16 protein-coding genes are annotated in these 18,839 nt (G+C 56.3%); 5 read left to right on the top strand and 11 right to left on the bottom strand.

Annotation, left to right across the window (positions count from 1 at the left end):
* The first annotated feature begins 113 nt into the window (after nt 1-113).
* The 3 genes from N2599_RS24510 (at nt 114) to N2599_RS24500 (ending at nt 3,706) form a co-directional block, all read left to right on the top strand.
* Nucleotides 114-575 carry a DUF4126 family protein gene (locus N2599_RS24510; protein WP_027510982.1) on the top strand — a complete coding sequence of 154 codons (462 nt, stop codon included), beginning with the start codon at nt 114-116 and terminating at the stop codon, nt 573-575.
* Nucleotides 572-1,939: an FAD-containing oxidoreductase gene (locus tag N2599_RS24505; RefSeq protein ID WP_027510983.1), complete on the top strand. Its 1,368-nt coding sequence runs from the start codon at nt 572-574 to the stop codon at nt 1,937-1,939. Before N2599_RS24510 ends, N2599_RS24505 begins: the two co-directional genes overlap by 4 nt.
* A 189-nt stretch (nt 1,940-2,128) precedes the next feature.
* Nucleotides 2,129-3,706, top strand: a complete 1,578-nt coding sequence (locus tag N2599_RS24500) for an FAD-dependent oxidoreductase (protein ID WP_084606500.1) — start codon at nt 2,129-2,131, stop codon at nt 3,704-3,706.
* On the opposite strand, the gene N2599_RS24495 is transcribed toward N2599_RS24500, so the two are convergent.
* From N2599_RS24495 to N2599_RS24460, 8 genes are read right to left on the bottom strand one after another with little or no spacing between them, the layout of a single operon-like run.
* Nucleotides 3,682-4,596, bottom strand: coding sequence for an NAD-dependent epimerase/dehydratase family protein (locus N2599_RS24495; protein ID WP_051336615.1), 915 nt, complete (start codon nt 4,594-4,596; stop codon nt 3,682-3,684). The two genes, N2599_RS24500 and N2599_RS24495, sit on opposite strands and share 25 nt — an antisense overlap.
* The gene (locus N2599_RS24490) at nt 4,593-5,567 is read right to left on the bottom strand and encodes an ATP-grasp domain-containing protein (protein WP_027510987.1); all 975 of its coding nucleotides are present in this window, start codon (nt 5,565-5,567) and stop codon (nt 4,593-4,595) included. The genes N2599_RS24495 and N2599_RS24490 overlap by 4 nt, the downstream gene beginning before the upstream one ends.
* A complete protein-coding gene (locus tag N2599_RS24485; protein ID WP_375714146.1) occupies nt 5,564-6,277 on the bottom strand; it encodes a PHP domain-containing protein in 714 nt (237 codons plus the stop codon). The genes N2599_RS24490 and N2599_RS24485 overlap by 4 nt, the downstream gene beginning before the upstream one ends.
* A gap of 1 nt (nt 6,278) precedes the next feature.
* The gene (locus tag N2599_RS24480; protein ID WP_037142329.1) at nt 6,279-7,469 is read right to left on the bottom strand and encodes a DegT/DnrJ/EryC1/StrS family aminotransferase; all 1,191 of its coding nucleotides are present in this window, start codon (nt 7,467-7,469) and stop codon (nt 6,279-6,281) included.
* A 44-nt stretch (nt 7,470-7,513) separates the two neighbouring features.
* A complete protein-coding gene (locus N2599_RS24475) occupies nt 7,514-8,194 on the bottom strand; it encodes a PIG-L deacetylase family protein (RefSeq protein ID WP_027510989.1) in 681 nt (226 codons plus the stop codon).
* The gene (locus N2599_RS24470) at nt 8,191-9,099 is read right to left on the bottom strand and encodes a methionyl-tRNA formyltransferase (protein ID WP_027510990.1); all 909 of its coding nucleotides are present in this window, start codon (nt 9,097-9,099) and stop codon (nt 8,191-8,193) included. The genes N2599_RS24475 and N2599_RS24470 overlap by 4 nt, the downstream gene beginning before the upstream one ends.
* A 3-nt stretch (nt 9,100-9,102) precedes the next feature.
* A complete protein-coding gene (locus N2599_RS24465) occupies nt 9,103-9,867 on the bottom strand; it encodes a sugar transferase (RefSeq protein WP_084606501.1) in 765 nt (254 codons plus the stop codon).
* On the bottom strand, nt 9,809-11,047 hold the full coding sequence (locus N2599_RS24460) for a polysaccharide biosynthesis/export family protein (protein ID WP_051336618.1): 1,239 nt from the start codon (nt 11,045-11,047) through the stop codon (nt 9,809-9,811). Before N2599_RS24460 ends, N2599_RS24465 begins: the two co-directional genes overlap by 59 nt.
* Nucleotides 11,048-11,306: 259 nt before the next feature.
* Here N2599_RS24460 and N2599_RS24455 point away from each other — a divergent pair, with 259 nt between their 5' ends.
* Entirely contained in the window at nt 11,307-12,683 is a 1,377-nt protein-coding gene (locus N2599_RS24455) for a lipopolysaccharide biosynthesis protein (protein WP_051336628.1), read from the top strand.
* Here N2599_RS24455 and N2599_RS24450 read toward each other — a convergent pair.
* Nucleotides 12,675-14,921 (bottom strand): GumC family protein, encoded by a 2,247-nt coding sequence (locus tag N2599_RS24450; RefSeq protein WP_027510992.1) that lies wholly within the window; start codon nt 14,919-14,921, stop codon nt 12,675-12,677. The genes N2599_RS24455 and N2599_RS24450 overlap by 9 nt on opposite strands.
* A 245-nt stretch (nt 14,922-15,166) precedes the next feature.
* Between N2599_RS24450 and N2599_RS24445 the strand changes: the two genes are divergently transcribed.
* Nucleotides 15,167-16,456, top strand: a complete 1,290-nt coding sequence (locus tag N2599_RS24445) for an O-antigen ligase family protein (RefSeq protein WP_084606502.1) — start codon at nt 15,167-15,169, stop codon at nt 16,454-16,456.
* Here the strand turns inward: N2599_RS24445 and N2599_RS24440 are convergent.
* Together N2599_RS24440 and N2599_RS24435 are read right to left on the bottom strand one after the other, a co-directional pair.
* Nucleotides 16,453-17,664, bottom strand: a complete 1,212-nt coding sequence (locus tag N2599_RS24440) for a glycosyltransferase family 4 protein (protein WP_027510994.1) — start codon at nt 17,662-17,664, stop codon at nt 16,453-16,455. The two genes, N2599_RS24445 and N2599_RS24440, sit on opposite strands and share 4 nt — an antisense overlap.
* Nucleotides 17,639-18,814 (bottom strand): glycosyltransferase, encoded by a 1,176-nt coding sequence (locus tag N2599_RS24435; protein ID WP_051336619.1) that lies wholly within the window; start codon nt 18,812-18,814, stop codon nt 17,639-17,641. Before N2599_RS24435 ends, N2599_RS24440 begins: the two co-directional genes overlap by 26 nt.
* Between the last annotated feature and the right edge of the window lie 25 nt (nt 18,815-18,839).

Below are 18,839 nucleotides of genomic sequence, written 5' to 3'. Positions count from 1 at the left end.
CGATGCTCCATTCGCATTTTGCAGATGGGCCATGGGGCGTGAATTGCAACCACTCGGAGATTGTGCCACGCTGCCGTCGTTGCAACGGCCCGAATGGGGGAAGGGTCTGTCATATGCTTCTGTATCTTGCTTTCTTGATTGGAATTGTTGCCGGCCTCAGAGCCATGACTGCGCCAGCTGCTGTCGCCTGGGGCGCCGCACTCGGTTGGTTCGACGTCTCTCAGACACCTCTGGCCTTCATGGGCTACCGGTGGACGCCGTGGGTTTTGACCCTGCTTGCCGCCGTCGAATTGATAACCGACCAACTGCCGACGACGCCTAGCCGCAAGGTGCCGATGCAATTCGGTGCGCGCATCATCATGGGTGCACTGGCCGGTGCCATGATCGGCGCACCGGGCGGTTCCCTGATAGCCGGTCTTGTCGCCGGCATCGTCGGTGCCGTCGTTGGCACGCTCGGCGGCGCCGCCATCCGCGCAAAGCTCGCGGCCGCTTTCGGCAAGGATTTGCCGGCAGCACTTATCGAGGATGCCGTCGCCATCGGCGGCGCGCTGCTGATTGTGGGGGCTGTGCCATGAAAAATTATGACGCGATCTTCATCGGGGCCGGTCAGTCTGGACCCTTCCTCGCCGCCCGCATGGCCGGGAAGGGCATGAAGGTGGCGCTGATCGAGCGCAAATATCTAGGCGGCACCTGCGTCAATGCCGGCTGCATGCCGACGAAGACGCTGGTTGCCAGCGCTCGTGCTGCACATGTCGCCCGCCGCGGCGCCGACTACGGCGTAAAGATCACCGGTGGGATCGACGTCGACATGAAGATCGTACGCAAGCGCGCCGAGACCGTCATCATGGATGCCCGCAACGGCCTGATCGGTTGGTTCGACGGTATGGAGACGGCGGACATCGTCTACGGCCAGGCGCAATTCACCGGCCCGAAGACGGTTTCGGTCAATGGCGAGACGCTGACCGCGCCGCAAGTCTTTTTGAATGTCGGCGCCCGCCCGGTCATTCCGGATTTTCCCGGTCTTAAGGATATCGACTACCTCACCAGCACGTCGATAATCTACCTCGACACGCTGCCACGCCATCTCGCCGTCATCGGCGGCAGCTATATCGGCCTCGAATTCGCGCAGATGTACCGCCGCTTCGGCGCCAAAGTCACCATCGTCGAACGCGGACCGAAACTTGCCTCCCGTGAGGACGAGGATATCTCCGACGCAATCGAGGACATTCTGCGCGCGGAAGGTATCGCAGTTCACACGAATGCGGATGGCATCGCCTTTGCGAAGAGAGGCGATGGCGTTGACGTCAGCACTGGCGCCGGCAGGCCGGTAATCGGGGCCAGCCATGTGCTGATTGCAACCGGCCGCAGGCCGAACACGGACGATCTCGGCCTCGATGCCGCCGGCGTTGCGACGGACAAGCGCGGGTACATTACAGTCGACGACAGGCTGATGACCAATGTCGAGGGCATCTTCGCGCTTGGCGACTGCAACGGCCGTGGGGCTTTCACGCATACTTCCTACAATGATTTCGAGATCGCTGCGGCTAACCTGCTGGATGGCGGCGACCGCAGGGTGAGCAGCCGCATTCCAGCCTATGCGCTCTATATCGATCCGCCGCTCGGCCGTGCGGGCATCACGGAGAAGGAAGCACGCTTTTCCGGCAAAAAGATCATGATTTCGACACGCCCAATGAGCCGCGTCGGCCGCGCCAATGAACGTGGCGAGACGCAAGGTTTCATGAAGATTATCGCGGATGCTGAAACCAAGCAGATCCTCGGCGCCGCGATCCTCGGCATCGAGGGTGACGAGGCGATCCACGGCATCATCGATGCAATGAATGCCGGCACGACCTACCCTGCCCTGCAATGGTCGGTGCCGATCCATCCTACCATCTCGGAACTGATCCCAACGGTGCTGGGAGATTTGAAGACCGTCTGAGCATTCCACAACGATCTGCAGCGCTGGCTGCCGCGTGAACGCAACCGAGGTGTGATTGTCCGCTTGTTACCATCAACGACTTCGGCAGCAGGAACGATGCGCAGCCGGAATTCTTCGGCGATGGCATGTCGTCCCATCAAATGCGGCCTTCTAAAATTTGATGGGAACCGTTGATAGTCGGGGGGATGAATGGGCATCGAATCTGCCAGTAGCGCTCCAGCGGAGCTTTCGTTCGATCTATGCATTGTCGGGGCCGGCGCAAGTGGCCTGACAATAGCATCCAATTTCCTTAAGAGATCCTTGTCGGTTTGCGTGCTTGAAAGCGGCGGCGTCGATGGACAGGGACAGCCGAATTTTTCGGGTGACGGCCATGACGGCGGACTCCCATATGCTTCGTTGGCGACAACCCGCTTGAAGGGTCTTGGCGGGAGCACGCAGCAACTGGGATGGGGAGGTTTCTGCAAGCCGCTGGATCGACAGGATTTTGTCGAAAGGACATGGGTCGGCAATAGCGGCTGGCCATTCGATCTCGAGCACTTGGGTCCCTATTATGAGCGCGCTTGCCAAACGCTCGGTCTCGGGGACGTTAGCCTTCTTGGCGAGCGTCAGCGATTGTTTCCTGCGCAATCGCCGATCATTGCCACTGATTCCGTTGGATTGTGTAATAATCGCCGGCTCGGACGTCATTTTCGTGAGCCCGTCAAAAGCTCAACGAGCGTTGATTTATTTTTTGATGCAACGGTTCTCAGTTTGGAGTTTGCGCCGGGGCAATCCACGATAGCAGCGGCCCTCTGCATAGATCGTCACGGAAGGACGTTTCGAGTGAGCGCACGCGCCTTCGTTATCGCAGCGGGCGGGATTGAAAATGCCCGGCTCTTGATGATTTCCAATCTTGCCGCACAAAGAGAACCCGGCTTGGTTGGTCGATATTTCATGGATCACCCTCGCTTTACAATCGGAACCCTGTTCCCGTCGAATAAATATGTTCGAAGAGTTTTCGCAGGACTCGACCGTGTCCGCGTTACGAGACGCCAGCGCGTGGCGCGGACATTGGGGTGGCGCGACGCCGGCGGCTATGTGGTTAATGGCCTGACGTTGCCGTTCGAAATTCATGCTAAGGAAGCGCTGCTGAACTATCGCGCATGGGTAGAGCCATGCTTTCTCGGTCAGAGCCAGCGCGCCTATGACGATTATCGGCTATCGCTCCTGAACGCGCGTGATAGGCTCATTCTATCAGGTCGGGGGAGCTTTCCCTCAATATCACCGAAGCATATGACGTGGACTAGCGGAATGCATCTGCTCAGGCCGCCTTCACTTGTTCGCGGCTTTCGACTGCATCATTTCATCGAGCCTGAACCTTGCTTCGAAAGCCGGCTCGCGCTGTCAGACAAGAAAGACCGCTACGGCCTGCCCCTTGTGTCGCTGTCCTGGCATCTATCTGGGTCTACCCTCGACAGCCTGAAACGTACAATTGCCATTTTGCAGAACGAGATGCGCGTCAGCGGTCTCGGAGAACTTCTTGTTACCCAGGAAGAATGGGACGTTTTGCAAAATCCAATGTGGACTTGGCATCATATGGGAACAACCCGAATACATGACCATCCCGCGCGCGGCGTTGTCGACCGCAATTGCCGCGTGCATGGGGTCTCAAACCTTTTCGTGGCTGGAAGTTCCGTTTTTCCAACCGCGGGGAACGACACCCCGACCCTCACGATCGTGGCTCTCGCCCACCGCCTTTCCGATCATCTGAACGAATTTGCCAGCTGACCACTCGCCTTCCATTTGGCTATGCCTGCTTCGAGCTGCATTGGATTGAAATCAAAGAGTTTCCGCGCTCTCAATATACTGAGCGTAGCAAAACCTGCGTTCTTTGCAACACCGCGTACTGTGATCAGGGCCGGATCGGCGCCCAGCGCCTCAGCAAGGATGATAGCCGCTTCGAGCGAGGAACGCCCGGCACCTGAACCGACGTTGAGCAACCCGTCGAACGGCGCCTCGATCATCTTGAGCGCGAGTTCCACGACGTCGTCGACATGAATGAAATCGGCAGTGTAGCCACCGCCCTGATCGATAATGACAGGAGTATTACGCACAAGATTGGCGATGAAGGTGGGAAGCATTCCCCGCGGATGCATTCCGGGTCCATAGACGGATCCAAGACGCAGGATGGTCGCAACAACTGTTCCTGCGCGCGCCGCCGCCGCCAAGCAGAGTTCACCAGCGAGCTTGCTCGCCAGATAATAGGTTGCCCGCTCGACGGGATAGGCGGGCGAATCCTCATGCGCCGGCGCCTGGGAGCGGGTATAGACCTGACCCGAGCTAAAATGGATGATGTGACCAATCCTTTGCTGGGCTGCATCCGTTGCAAGTTGAAGGGCGGAAATGGTATTGTTTTGGAAGCAAAGTGGCGCCGTTCCAGGGTCGCTTAGGTCGTTGGGAATCACTGCGGCAAGATGAAATACCGCTTGCACATCGCGAAGCTTCGGCAGTGGCTGACCTAAGTGCCAGGGTAAAATCTCGAGTGATTTGGAACGCGGAACGGAGCATCGTGTTACGTCCCGAACGAGCGCGACCACGCTAATTCCCCTCGAAAGCGCCGTTCGTGCTAACTTGCTTCCAATGAAGCCGGTGGCCCCCGTGATGGCGATCTTCATCATTGTCGTGGTTCAAGTAAGTCGCTGTTCATCAAAACGGTCTCCGACCAATGACGAAGCACAGTCACGGGCAGAACCGCTGGTTGGATGATGGGCTCATCAAAAAGGATGTGCCGAATGCACATCTCGACTTCGTTGAAACCGGCGTGCATGCGTATGCCAGTGGTCCCGGAGAAGCGGCCGTTAATTTCAAAGATTCTGACGGCTCCATCGTCAAGACGGAACTGAAAGTTGGCGGGGCCGAACGCGTTCAATATCGTAGCCGCGCGTTCTACGGCCTCGTTGAGTTCACCGTACGGCTCAGCGAATGCGCGGTATGTGTTACCGTCCCGCAGGTCGCGGCGCATGACAATAGACGCGGCGCACTTGCCCTCAAACGTCAAAGTTCCGGCCGTATACTCCGTCTCAGGCGTTCCGACGTATTTCTGAATGACACTATGAGGCTGTTCATCAATTGCGGCCTGCAGTTCGCCATCCGAGTGAATGACGCGTACTCCGATCGAGCGGGCGCCGACGCGTGGCTTGACGATGAGCGGAAATCCGACCGTTGCGATGAGGTCATGTTCGTTGCCCGGTAGACATGATGGAACAAAACCCAAGCCTTCGCTTTCGAGAAACTGAGCCGTCAGCCACTTATCGTCCGCAATTTCAACGACCCGCGGCGAGCTGATGATGACGCGCGTGCCGTAGGTCGCTTCAAGAAATTCCCGGTGCGCCGCAAAAGCGTGAAGCTCGACATCGGTGCCTGGAATAACGACGTCCGGCCGCTCGCGCTCAATGACAACGCAAATCCGTTCGAAGTATGCGGGATCGTTGGCCATCGGAATGAGATATGGCACATCTCCCCAATACAGGCCGACGGCGAGAGGGCTGGGATCGGCAACGACGATGGTGGCATTCAAATTTGATCGCTGAAGGCTGCGGATAATGCCTTGTCCAAGGAGCGCCCCAGCGCCAGTGACGAGTACCTTCACCGCCCAACCCCCATAGTTCTCAGAATATCCCGGCACTGCCCGAGCTGGTCGATGCGATGCGCGTCGGAGCCGATCGACACGATCGGATCGATCTGCCGACAAAGTTCGACGAACGTCGCAGTGTCGACCAGATATGAAGAGTTTATTTCGATTGCTATTCCTCGCTCGAGCGACGCTTCCATCATTTGCGCGAAGTACTCGGCGGGAAAAGCCCCGTGGCGGCGCTGATACATGCCTCCTGGATGGCCAAGCACGTCGATCGGCGCATGTTTGATCAAGCCCATCGAAAGCTGGAACTCTATGGCCGCTGTCTCGGCCGCAGAGATTTTATTGAAGTCAAGGTAGTCGCCATTCCCGTCGGGAAACCGATGTACGACGCCCAATACGATATCTGAGCCCTGCTGCACCGAGGGCGATATATCAAGTGTTCCGGCTTCATCCAATGCCTTGGCCTCCGATCCTACAAAGACCTTCATGGCAGGATAGGCATGTGCGATTTCTCTTATCTCTGCTGCGAAGCTGTCAAACCAGTCAGTTGATCGTCGAACATGTTCAGTAAATGCAATGGCGCCAAGGCCGATGCGAGCGGCTTCTTCCAGAATTGCAGCAGAGCTTGCTTGCCCGTCTGTCCAGTTTGTATGGACCTGATATTCGACGTTGACCGCCGAGGGAGTGAGTTCACTATACCGGCAAAATACTGGTGTTGGCATCTTAAGCATCCGCCGCGCTGAGCTTTGGTGCATCTGCTGTCGCACGCTTGACGGCAGTTGCGACGATCTCTGCGTTCGCGCGCATCGTTCTTCCGTCGATCGTGGGGTCGACAAGGAAGGCCAAACTCGTCTCACCCAACATCTGGGCCGTCGACAGGCGTTCCTTTGGCGAAAGACCGAGATCAGAAAAACATCTCTCGAGATATATTTCGGAGCAACTGCCGGAAAAGCAGGGAACCCCTTCGGCGTTGATCTCGGCAATCAGACGATCCCGGTCATGGCCGGCGCTAAGTTTGTCGGGCCTAACAAAGACATAGAAGCGGTAGTAGGCATGCCGCAGCCGAGGTTCCGGGACTGGCACCCGCAGCGCATCGATTCCTGAGAGCGCCTCCGCCAAGATTGCCGCGTTCTTGCTCCTAATGTCGCGCGACGAGGAAAGCCGCTTCAGTTGGTGCAGCCCCAGCACGGCTTGGATCGAGGTCATTCGAAGGTTCGTACCAATTGACTCGTGCAGCCAACGAAACCCCGTTTGGTCCTTGGTTCTTATGACCGTATCGTAGGATTTCCCGTGATCTTTTCTGCTCCAGGCTCGCGACCAAAGCGCGTCATCATTCATCGAGATGAGCCCACCTTCTCCTCCCGTCGTTATGATCTTGTCCTGGCAGAACGAAAAAGCCGCGATATCGCCAAAGCTGCCAACGGGCTTTCCGTCGATTTCAGCCCCATGGGCTTGCGCACAATCCTCGATCACCCACAGTCCATGCCGCCGGGCGAGGCGCATAATTTCGGGCATGTCGCACGGCCAACCGGCAAGATGGACCACAATCAGCCCCTTTGTGCGCGGGGTTATCTTCGCTTCGATGGAATCAGAAGTGAGGTTCTGGCTCTCAGGGTCGACATCGGCAAAAATCGGGACGCCGCCACTGAATGGTACGCATGCACCGGATGCAACAAAGCTGCGGGGCGTGACGATGACCTCATCGCCCGGCGCCAAGGCGAGCGCGAACAGCGCAAGATCGAGCGCGACGGTTCCATTCGCGAGCGCAATGGCCCGTCGGTTGCCGAGGAATTCCGCATAGGCTTGTTCGAAAGCCTCGACGTAGGGTCCTGTCCAGGCGTTTACGCGACCCGATCGCAAGACCTCGGCCACCTCCTCGATTTGCTCTTCGCTATAAACTGGCCACTTTGGCATCCTTCCCTCACTTGCCGGTCATCGGCACTGATCCGAATTCATCCTCAACAGACGCATCTAACAAGAACAAAGGCTTCCGCGGCACGTCTCAGCACGGTAGCCCCTCGCAGGGTTGCCAGCGCCCGCAGGCTATCGATTGACCGCTCATGCGGCGCATCGCGGATCTGGGACGCGTAGCACCGCATTGCTTCAAGCTTTCGCTCCAGATGATCTTCGATGTCGACAAAGACATTCGGCACGAAAGAGGGTGTGAGATAGGGAGCGTTCCAGTTTGTTTCCGACAACGTCTCGTAGGCAAGGATAAGTGTCGGATACTGCGGCTGATGGGGGCGTGCGGCAACAAGACAGGAGGCAAAGATGAGCTGGTGGTCCAGATGCATGTCACCGAGGAATGGGATGATGAGCGTTTGCGGGCGCAACCGCGCGATCAATTCGCCCAACGCGGCATTGAGAGTGGAATGTGCTATTTCGGAAAGCGCCGCGGCTGGAAAGCCGAGCCAGACGGTTTCCTTGACCCCGAGGAGTTCGAGAGAGCGCCTGCATTCTGCCTGCACTTTGGCGACCATGGCTGCGGAGAAGGCGGGTGGCTTTCCTTCGGTGACGATCGCGACAAACACGTCGTTCCCAGCTGCCGAAAGCTTCGACATCGTGCCGCCAGCGCCGAGCACCTCATCATCAGGATGAGGTGCGACCACGAGTGTTGTCCCGAAAGCAGCGCTGTTCATTCCGCTTCCCCAAGAACTGCGTGACGCGCAATTTTGCGATCTGCCGGTGTCGTCCATTTCGTCACTTCGACGCATTCACCGTTGCCGCATCGAACGACGAAACCACCGGTGGTTAGTGTCTGGATCTGCCCAGGAAGACCGATGTAGCGATGGCTATCCGCGTAAGGCCGAGCGGTCCAGATAGACAGGCGCTCTCCGTCCATCGTTGTAAACGCGCCGGGATAGGGATCGCCAACCGCCCTGATGAAAGTCAGAACCCCGGCTGCATCCGCATGCCAATCGATCTTCCCATCCTGAGGCCGGCGGCGCGCGCAGTAGGTGGCATGGTCATGGTCCTGCGGCGTTCGGGTCGCGACGCCTTGGTGAAAATCATTCACGATTTGAGGAATAAGCTCGCGAATGGCGCTCCGTTGCCTATCGTAAAGACTTCTCGCGGTTTCGTCATTTCTCAACCGAAAGCGCTGCTGACGCAGTATGTCGCCAGTGTCGATGCCATCGTCGACCCAAAAAAAGCTAGCGCCGGTTTCCTGTTGATGGGTCAGGATTGTCCACGGAATGACGGCTCTGCCCCTCAGTTTCGGCAACAAAGAAGGATGAAAACCTATGCAGCCCAGGCGGGCCGCTTCACGAAAGGGTGCTTTGCAGACCTGGGACCAACCGACGATGAAAATGATGTCAGGGTTCAATTGCCGAACCTCCGCTACAATCGGGGCAGAGTTCACATCCTCTGCGTAAATGATCGGGAGGGTGGCGCTTACGGCCTGGGAGATATCGATCGCGTCAGAATGCCGGCCCAAGGCCTTTCGGGGTAACGTCACGACTGCGGCAGGGGCAGTCTGTGATTCCAAGAGAGCTTCAATGGCAGCAACTGTTGACTCCACCGCTCCGACGACAACGATACGCATGGTTTAGCCTTTCGGGTCCAATCCAACTCGCAAACAGGACAGTATCGTCGGCTGGGTTTCAGCCTTCTGAACATTGTGTTCATTCACCACCTCGCCCAACACCAACGTCTTGAGCGTCATCGCCACAATCAATACGTCAAGCGCAAGGTTGTGCTGCTCGACATACCAGATATCCAGAGCGAGCTTCTGCATGTCGTTCAGGCGTGTGTTGCCGTTGACCTGGGCCCAACCCGTCAAGCCCGGCTGCACCCTGCAGCGAAGCTGACCGATGGCGCCAAGATCGCTCAGCGTTTGAATAGGCAAGGGCCGCGGTCCAACAAAAGACATCACCCCTGCCAGAACCAGAAGAAGCTGCGGCAGCTCGTCAAAGCGAAGACGTCTGATGATGGCTGTCAGTCGCGTTTGCCTCAAATGGTCAGGAAGCAGGTCGCCTTTCCCGTCTCGCTCATTAGACATCGTGCGAAATTTCAAGATCGAGAACGGCCGCATTGAAAGGCCTGCTCTCACCTGGCGGAACATAACCGGCCAACCCAACGCGAGATACGTCAGCGCAGCGACCGTCAAAAAGATCGGCGAGCAGATGATCAGAACAAGAGACGAAAGCAGGATGTCGAAGATCCTCTTGCTGACTGAGCTTTCGTTTAGGAGCTCGCTGCGACCTCGCGCGTCCCGGAAGTCACCTGGTGCCACCACTTCATCCCCCGAGGCGTTATATTCCAGCGATCGCGACGATGACCGCGTCGCCGGGCAGAACTTCGGTTTGTGCATCCGCAGGCATTGCCTGTCGGTTCCCGTCCACTTGACGTCTTATCTGATAGGAGAAAGTGATCTTGTTCTTGGCCGCGTTTTCTGTTGCCGACGCCGCAGCCATCAGGAAGAACTGTTCTTCAGCTGATTGACGTTCCGCGATCAACTTCTTGATCGCTACATCCCGCTCTTGCTGTTTCAGCAAAATGTCGTTCTGACGGTCTGCCTGAAGCTTTGCTAGGTCTAATCGCAGTCCCCCAAGCTCACGCCGTGAACGCGACATGTCGGCGTAGATTTGCAACAGACTTGCCTTTTCCCCAGACGCGGCCGTCTTTGCCCGCAGCCATTCGGCAGAGGTATTCAGTTGCTTCTGCCGCAGCTCGTCCGCACGGCCAAAAACTGCTTCGGTTGTCGCAACCAGCTCCTTCTGCTCCACCTCCAGCTGCTGAAGAATCTCAAGTCCTTTTTCTGCTTCCTTGATGCCTTGGGAAAGAATATCGATCTGAGACCTGCTGGTCGCTAAATCCGTTTCCAGAATCTTTTGTTCTATTTCGACCACTGACTTTATTGAAACATCTTGGACAAATTTCTTTGCGATCTCAGGTACATCGTTCAAGTCTACCTTATCGCGTCCCTCAAGCTGGGCAACCAATCTTGCGGCGTAGACGGCCTCGTGAACGATTTGAGCGTCCGAGCCGTCGATCTCACCGCGCAACCGGGCCCGCGCCACAATCCGGTCGGATGGATTGGTGACGTCAGTCTGGGTTCCACCTGCAAGTCCGATGGCCTGTTCAACCGTCAGGCCAGGGTAAAACGGAAACGATCCAGGGCTGTTCACTTCGCCCAGTACAAAGATCGGCCTGAACGTCGTGATGTTTAGCGCGATCCTCGGGTCCTTCAGAATGTCTTTTTCGACATACTGCGCGCGGAGACTGGCCAGCGCCTGAGTGACCGTCAGTCCGGCTATGCGAACATCTCCGATCAGCGGAAACTGGACGTCGCCGGCCGAGGTAACGGTCAGGGTGACGGGAAGCTCCGCGTCATCCAGAAAATCGAAGGTTACGGCGTCGCCGGCGGAGAGGCGGTAGTCATCCGCACCAGCTTTCGCGCAGGCCGCCGACATCGCCAGCGCTAAGAAGACACAGCCCAAAAAGGCTGGCCGGCGAGAAAACCCTCGCCAAGTAAAGATCGCTTGAAACATGGATCACCCTCGGCCAAGAGATAGTGGCGCGCGCACGCCGTCGCATGCCCGACTTCGCCTCCAATATTTCAGCCCAGAATAAACGGAATTTGCGTTTTGTCGAGTATTGATTAAGAATGCATGCTCCTAAACGCTTAGTTTTGACTAAGACGACTGTCTTGTAACAATATGTGATACTGATTTTCTACATAACACTACTATCGATCTGGACTTGGCCGTCCTTATCGCCTTGGGCCTGGACGTCATCAAAGGAATGCCCATGTCAGCGTTTTCCCTCATTGCGAAAAAAGCGGATCGCTTCAGGGCAAGGGTTTTCAGCGAGCGCGATTTCGCCAAGCATTTAAGACAGATACTTCATCTCCTAAGCGGCAACTTTGTAGCGTCGATGGTTGGGCTTGTGGCCTTTGCCTTGACTGCCCGAGCACTGGGACCGGCGGATTACGGCATTCTTGCTCTCTGTTTTGCGTTCAGTCGCGCGATCGAGCGACTGGTCAGCTTTCAATCCTGGCAGCCTTTGATCAAGTTCGGTGCGCAGGCGATGGAGGATCAGCGAACTGAAGATCTCCGGCGGTTGCTAAAATTCGGCTTTGTGTTGGACGTAGGGGCTGCGCTCGTTTCTTGGATTGTCGCGGTTGGTCTAATCCTTTTTGCTTCGCCGCTTGTGGGGATCCGACCCGAAGTCCAAACCTTTGCCCTGATTTACTGCAGCGCCCTGCCGTTCCAGATTGCCGGAATGCCCACAGCGGTCTTGCGGCTTTTCGGTGGTTTTTCCACGCTTGCCTACAGTCAGGTCCTCGGTAGCTTCGTCAGGGTGCTTCTGTGCGGTATCGGGCTGCTGGCTGGATGGGGATTGAGAGAGTTCACGTTTATCTGGATGGGCATGCAGATCATCAGTTCCATGAGCATGACAGGGCTTGCGTTCCTGGAAACACGCCGCCGCGGCTATCAGAATATTCTGACGGCACCTCTAACGGGCATAACACAGAGCGTACCTGGATTGTGGCGCTTCGCGCTGTCGGCAAACATCTCTCTTACGATCCGCTCGAGCGCAAACGAGCTGGATACGCTCTTGGTCGGGTATCTGGCCGATCCAACAGCGGCCGGGCTTTACCACATAGCAAAGCGCATAGGCAGGATGGCGCAACAAGCCGGTGTACAAGTCCAAACCGTTGTGTACCCGGAGCTTTCGAGACTTTGGGCGACCCATTCAGTTTCGGCATTTCGCCGCATCGTACGGCAGACCCAATGGCTTCTACTCGCCGCCGGCATTTGTCTCATCGCCGTCGTGAGCCTGACGATTAAGCCTCTTTTGCTCTGGACAGCGGGCGCGCAGTTTATAGGAGCCGCACCTTTAGTTGTCGTCCAGGCCATCGCCGTTGTTATGGTGCTGAACGGCTCTGTCCTGCGGTCCGCATTGCTTGCAATGGGGCGCGAAAACGCCGTTCTTCGCAGCGTCTTGTTTTCCACCTTGGCATTTCATCTTACTGCCTTTGCGCTCATACCTGTCATCGGCCCCATGGGCGCCAACATCGCGCACATCACAATGGCATCTTTATGGATGCTTGCGATGTTGCTCCCCTATCGAGCCCACATTGCGGATAACGCAGGCGCCAATGATACGAGTGGATTAGGTTGATCTTTTCAAGCTGAATACGCGCAAGGATGCCAGCATGTTTCTTGCAATCGTCCAATCAATCCGCTTAACCGAGGATCCATGATCAGCGGCACTGTTTATAATCCCGCCGATAATGAATGCGTGGTTGAGGTTTAATCGCTCTACCAAGTCAACCAGCGCGGCTTGTCTCGTTTTATGAAGTACGCCAATCACGAATATCGAGTCGACATGCGCCGACAGCCAGATCGCGTCCTGGGCCGTGTCGGTGGCTGGTGTATCCACGATGACGAGATCGTAGTGTTGTCTCAAGGCGTTGAACAGTTCTCGGTATTGCTGCAGCGACGGTCGCCCCGTAAGAACGTCCAAGAAGGGATATGACGGCGAGCGTGTCACCATATGCTTGAGGTCGGAGCCGGCAATGGGGCTGTTGGCTAGACCCCGGCTTGAGGTTACACTGTAGGCATTCACTGCACCCGCCGAGAGGTCAACCAGGATCGTGCTCAAGCCTTCACGTTGAGCAGAAGCAGCCATGGCGACCGACAACATCGTCTTGCCATCGCGCCTCGATGTCGAGGTGAACATGACAACCTTGCTTCCTGGCGAGCTGTCGATCGTTTTCCAAGCCAAGCAAAGCGTGCGGGCCGCAATCGCCAGTCCAGAGTTCTCATCAGCCAGCAGTCTCGAGCCTGTCTCCTTCGCTACATCATGCTTAAGGGCACAGCCAGGGACGCTAACGATATTCGGCCGGCCGAGGATCGCCGAGACGGTCCTGGAAGAATGAATACGGCTGTCCAAATTGTCCAGAATGATCATCCCCATAAGGGCGAGAAGACTAGAACCGACAAGTCCCGCTCCAAATATAAATAGCGGCTGAGGAAAGGACGGTTGAACAGGCACCTCGGCGAACGAGGACACCATCGCAGTCGCTTTGAACTGTTCCCGGTCAGGGTCCAGAGCGCTCAGACGCAGTTCTACAGCATCATAACGCTTCTGCTCGCTCAGGAGGTCGCGCTCAAGTTCTCGTCTGCGGATTTCAGCTAGATTGCGGGACTGCACCCTGTCTTGCAATACCGACACTGCCTGCTCAAAATTCTTCACCCGAATGCTTGCCACCCTCGCGTTGTTTTCGAGTTCCTGGAGAATTCGGCTCGCCTCGTCGAGGATCATCTTCCGGTTTGAGGCAATCTCAGCATCGGCGTCGATAACAAGGGGATGGTTGTTGCCGAATTTAGACGTCAATTGTCCTCGCAGCCTCTGAAGACGGGCTCCCTCGGTTCGAAGGCTGGTAAGTAGATCGGACGTGACAACCTTGCCGATGTCTTCCTCGCCACCTGAGGCGAGACGGGCCTTAGCTTCGTTCACCTTCGCCCATTCTCCCGCCTCATCGACGCGTGCGAGTGTAAATTGCTCGTTCAATTGTTCGGTGCGGGCTCGAAGCAAATCATCCTTTGGATCAAAGGTGAGATCGCTCGTAGCAGTAAAGGCTGCTATCTCGCGTTCGCGTTTCGTAATTGAGACTGCCAGTTCATCCGACTGCTGACGCAGATATTTAATCGTCTCCGAAGTCGCAACTGACTTCAGATTGCTTGTCCATTCGACGTAATGCCGGGCAATCGCATCAGCAACGGCCGCCGCCTGGATCGGACTTGGTTGACGAACGGTGATCGTCAACGCCAAGCTGTCGCCCTTTCGATCGACCGTGAAGGTGCCGAGAAGCGTTGTAATGGCGCGATCACGTTGGGCAGTTTCGGAAATGATACGGTTTGTTGGAGCGCGGCGGCCGTCGCGTTCCTCGCCACCCAAAAACCAACCGGAGATCCTTCGAACAACAAGAGAGAGAGCGTTTGGCTCGGCCACGCTCAGATAGGAATTGTAAAAGGGATCTGCGACCAGATTCAGCGCATCGACGACGGTACCCATAAAGACCCGAGACCGGATAATGTCGAGTTCGGTATCCATTGACGACTTATCGCGCTCTTGTTTTTGCGCTTCCACCACAGCTTCGTAAGGGCGCGTGTCATTCCGGTCAAAAACAATGGCCGACGTCGCTGCATATTCCGCGGGCAACGCGAAACTTAATAGCAGAGAGAGGAGCGCGCCAACCGTGATGACAAAAGCTAAAAACTTCTTGTACCGCCACACGAGCGACCAGGCCTCTCCGGTCCCTCTGCTGCTTGAAAAGCGCTCATTGACGAATGGCGAGCTACCGTCACTGCTATTGTACGCAAAGTTACCAGCCGCACGTTCGGTCGTAAGCATACCGCCTCCGATGCTCATTCAAAACTCAACGCCAAAACTCAACGCCAACGCATGTGATCGTTGCCCGAATTCGCGGATTCCCAGATCCGTCATCTGCTTCAATGGCCTTTGAAAGACTAGAAGATGCGCCCTTTTTTGGCAAGAAAATCTCGTGATCCTAAAGACAATATACGATATTGTCGTAGTTATCTTATTGCTTAACAAAAGGTGACGGCAGCAAAGACTAGTATCGGGGGCGTATAATCATGTCTACCAAGAAAGTATTACAGGCCCGACGGGAGGACTTGGGACTTCCTTGGCTGGCCCGTTCTCGTTTTAGGGAAAGAAACGGGTCACAAGTCGCTGATTGGGCTGAGAATTTGTCTGCACTAGCCGCCGTTTTCTTGTCGCCCATGAATTTTCTCCGGCTGCCGTTTTTCTACTTCACTCTCAGCGACGCGTTTGCATGCATCTGTCTTTTCATCCTTGTGCTGCGCGGCCGGCTGCGATTTGATCCGATCGGCGCGGTGCCGACTGTGGTTTGGCTGCTCGGACTGTGCATGCTGCTGACAGGACTGCTTGTGAGCAGCATGATCAACGGCGATCCATTGCGGGGCACCGTTTACATCGTTCAATATTTCTTCGCGTACTTCATTCTTCTTGTCGTCATCGGCAGCAGCGACCGTCAAAGGCTGCTGTTAATGTCCAAGGTTTACGTGGCGTCGATATTACTGATGTGCCTACACGGGGCATATGTCATCAACATAGTGGCCGAGACAAATACCACGTTCGTCAGCGGCAGTGGCCGCTTGACCGGTTTTGTAGAACGCGAAAACGAGTGCTCCGCACTGATTGCACTTTCCGTTCCGATGCTGCTCACATTCTGCTTCGGCCGCGGATCCAGCAAGCTCGGCCTGCTGGCTTTACCCTTCATGGGCTACGGCGTGATGTTGACGGGATCCAACACTGGCCTGGCGTCTTTCCTCTTGGGTGTCGGCCTGTTCTGCGCCTTGACCTTGAATGTAAAACTTCTTGCGCCTATCGGCGCCTTGGGCGCCATTTTGATCGTAATTGTCGAGCGATGGGGCCGGGATTATCTTCCGGTCGCGTTTCAAAGGCGCGTTCTCGGCGCGCTGGAAAGTGGAGACCTCGACCAGGCCGGTTCCTTCCAACATCGCCTACAATTGATCCATGAAGCGATCGGTCGGACAAAGGATACTTTCCTCTTTGGGCTTGGCGCCGATCAGTACGCGCTGACCAGCGTATTAACGCAACCTGTGCACAACCTCTATCTTCTGTTGTGGACGGAAGGCGGATTTCTCAGCATGGTGGGCTTCATCGTGATGATTGGCGCAAGTTTCGGTCCTGCGCTGTCAGCCTGGCAACAGCCGGGAGGACGACATCTTGCCGCATCTGCAATCTGCACGGTCTGCCTTTTTCTCTTTTTGATCAATGCCTTCCCAAGCGTCTACGGCCGCTTTTGGGCGATGCCGATCATATTGACAGTAGCACTGGCGAACACTTGTCGCTATCAGTCTTCAACGCGGATGCGTTAGACGAGCCCCATGCGCAAAAGCAGTGTCTTATTGACGTCATGAACGTCAAATTTTTGCTGGGCAACACGGCGCGATTCGAGACCCATTTGCGCCGCAGCCGTTGGATCCCGGACAAAGCTTAGCATCGCATCCGCCAGCGCTTTGGCGTTTCTGGGAGGGACGAGAAGCCCATTCACATTTTGGATCACCGTCTCGCGGCAGCCAGGGAGATCGGTCGTTATCACGGCCCTTCCTGTCGACAGTGCCTCCAGGATGCTGCGCGGAATACCCTCCCGGTAATACGAGGGCAGCACGAACACGTTGCAATCAGCCAGATAGGGGCGGACATCTCTCGTCTCTCCCAGATATTTGATAACCCCTTCGCTGCTCCAGTCCTGGATTTGCTTTCTTGAAATTGCAGCCGGGTTGGGATCGAATTGGCCAAGCAGCCTGAACTCGGCGTCGGGAACAGTTCTCTTGACTAGCCGCGCAGCATCCACGTAGTCGTGGATGCCTTTGTCTGTCAGGAGCCTCGCGATCAGCAAGAAGACGCACCTGCCAGACGGCGGGGGCTGGTAGCCGAAGTGAACGAGGTCAATTCCGGAGCCTGGAACGCGGCAAATCTTAGTATCATCGGTGGTCATCCGATAATGCTTCATATCCTTATCGTCCGCTTCGTTATACGTGAAGATGACTTTCGCGCCACTCAAAGCGATGCGATACAATAGGACGCTTGCTGCTCGCATGAATTTGCCCTTCAGCGTGGCGCCGCAACTATCCGAAAACACATGCCCTAAGCCGGTGATGAGAAAACATCGACTGGGAATTTTGGCGAGCCGCCCGGCGATGCCCGCATAGATAATCGGTTTCATGGTGTACGGCACAACCACATCCGGCCGGAGCTTGCGAAAATGCTTGAGTAACGCGCTGACGGTGGCAATATCCTCAAGTGGGTTGAGCCCTGCCCGCGCCATCGGGATGACAACGAAGGCAACCCCGATCTTTGCCAGATCGCCCCTGACGGCGTCGTCATCCTCCGGGCCGAAAGCAGTTACGGCGTGTCCCGCTTCAACCATCCGCTTCAGAAGTTCATAACGGAAATTGGTCAAAGAGGGGGAATAACTTGAGATGACTGCAATCTTGCGGGGAGGCGTCCCGACTTTTCCCGCCTCAGCGTAGTCCGGACCTTCGCCTGGCCGGCTCCTAAGCTCCGATTCGACGCCATGCATTATTCGATCCACTTCGTCTGCGCTCCTCCAAGGCAGCCTCATAGAGGCACATGTGAGCGTCTCGATATTGTCTCAGCGAAAACCTTTGTTCGACCCGCTTTCGACCCGCCAAGCCACGCCTCGATCGCGCTTCGGCGGACTGGCTGAAAAGGCTCGCTACGACCTGAGCTTGAGCTTCCGGATCGCCGGGTCTGCTGATGAGATCATGGTCACCGATGAGCCAGGCACAATCGCCAATGTCGGTTGCAACAACGGGTACGCCACAAGCCATGGCCTCGGCAACCGAAAGCGGGAACGCTTCCCCCCAAGCAGATGACAAGACGAAAACATCAAACCCCGGCAACAAACTGGCAACGTCGCTTCGGGGACCTGGTGTCGTTAGCCGGTCCTCCAGGTCCATATCGCGTGCGAGCCGGCGCGCGGCTCCATCACTGTGACCTTCGCCAATGATCAAACCGTGCACATCGAACCCCTGGGTGCGCAGTTGCGCCAGTATTCTAACGAAACCCTCATGATTTTTCATCGGGTGCGCTCTCGCGACATTGCCGATTACCAGCCGTTCGGGAGGTATATTCAGTTCCGCACGAATACGCTCGCGAGCATTCGGAAGGGGGCGGAACGCCTCACAGTCAATTCCGTTTGGAATAATTACCCGTTTTGATGCATCGAATCCGAGGGCCTCATGCTGAGCGGCTGCGGTGCTGGAACAATAGGAGATGGCAGACGTCATTTTCGAAAGCCGCGCTTGCAGGCGGATGATGAACCGCGTCAGGGGCTTTTCCCTCTTTATCTCATCAAGAGAGTGGTGGACGCTCCAGATTACCGGCTGGGAAGCGCCCATCAGCGCAGCCGCGGATGCCGCCAAATTGCCATGGTACATCCATCCGTGCAGAAGATCGCTCGGCGTGGCTGCCATTACTGAGCGAAGGCGGGTGAGCGCTCGAAGAGACGTCATGGAGGTGTGCATGTCCAGTGCGTGAATGGGGACGTTGTTGGCTCTCAATAAGGCAGCAACCGGCCCAGGGCTCATAAGAGACATGACCTCTGGTAGATAGTCAGTACCACGCAGCTCGTTTACAAATCTCGCCAGCATATATTCGGCGCCGCCAACGTTCAGGCCGGTGATGCAGTTTAAAACCCGAGTGATCATTGCAAAATGCCGCCCCTGACGCGTT

It is taken from the genome of Rhizobium sullae (genome assembly GCF_025200715.1).
In the GTDB taxonomy this organism is placed as follows: domain Bacteria; phylum Pseudomonadota; class Alphaproteobacteria; order Rhizobiales; family Rhizobiaceae; genus Rhizobium; species Rhizobium sullae.
This window is presented reverse-complemented; position numbering and strand designations above follow the sequence as displayed.